Origin of the sequence: Streptomyces sp. NPDC060028, from assembly GCF_042736725.1 — a bacterium.
Taxonomy (GTDB): Bacteria; Actinomycetota; Actinomycetes; order Streptomycetales; family Streptomycetaceae; genus Streptomyces.
Window position 1 is genome coordinate 1 of the sequence record NZ_JBHWVJ010000194.1, and the last position, 1,148, is coordinate 1,148.

A 1,148-nucleotide genomic window follows, 5' to 3' on the forward strand; every position below is an offset into this window, starting at 1 on the left:
CTGCCCCGATCCGTCGCGTAACTGGGCCCATTTCGCTCCACCTTGCTGGCCCGGTCTCTGCCGCCGTACGTGACCCGAGCGTCCGTCGGTCGGGCCGCGCGGCGGCCACCTCCTGGTGCTCCGCGTCGTCCTCGAGGAGCTGTTCGCGGTCGACGTGCTCAACGGGCAGCAGCCGCGGGGCGGTCGACGTCGTCGTGCTCCTGGCGGTGGTCGACGGACCGGTGCCCAGTGGGCGGCGCGTGGTGCTCATGCCGCCAGTCTCCCGGTCGGCCACCCTTCGCCGACGCCATGCCGGGGCGTCGGCGCTTTCGCCGCACGGCGCGAGCCGGGCGGACGGCCCACCGCCACGCACCCGATCCCCTCGCCCGGCCGCCGCCACCACCCACCCCCCACCCTTCTCTTTCGTCTTGCTTGGGGCGGCAGGGGGCCGTAGAGGGGATGTCGGCACAAGTGGAAGCGCCCGACCACGCGGCTCTACCTGCGACAACGCAGGCCGTCGGAATGAGGAGTGCGCAACCTGGTGCGCAACCTCCCGTGCAACCCGACCACGGGGCGACCGCGCACCCGACCACAGACCCGACCACGGACACCGGTGGCCCCGTTGGTGGGCCCCACCGAAACCCCCACCACTGCCCCCACCGGTGCCGCGACAGGGACTTGCGAGGCTTGCCCACCGGTCCGGCACAGTGATCCCGGGCTGTTCCCCCGGGGAACACCCCGCCGCGATCTGTTCCCCCGGGGAACACCTGCGGATCGGAATGCAAGGGTGTGCCGCTCGATCACTGATAGCGCTTCGTCACGCACTGAGGTACCAAGCCCCCCTCCGGACAACGGACGGGGGCTTTTCTCTGCCCCGGTCCTGTCCTTCTTCGCCTGAGTCCGGCGAAGGAGTGAGGACTTGCGCGGCTTGGGCCCCGCTCCCTCAACGTCACCACCGCCCCGGCCTGTCCGGGACAGACGGACTTTTTTTCCACGGTCTGGAGGACCAGTTGAGCAACGAACAGAGCGACCAGCAGGCGCCCGCATCGCATGAGCGCCCGACCCGTCGCGAGGCTGTGAAGCGGGGGGCGTCTGGTCTTGCCGGAGGGGTGGCACTCGGTATGGCCCGGGAGGCGGGCAGGCGTCTCGCCCAGGTCATCTTCGAGGCC

Annotated in this window: 1 protein-coding gene; it reads right to left on the minus strand. The window is 71.0% G+C overall.

Annotated features, from left to right (window positions below; translation table 11 throughout):
- Positions 1-250: hypothetical protein (locus tag ACFWBF_RS37380; protein ID WP_385609285.1), on the minus strand; the 250-nt coding region annotated here is incomplete at its 3' end.
- Positions 251-1,148: the final 898 nt, after the last annotated feature.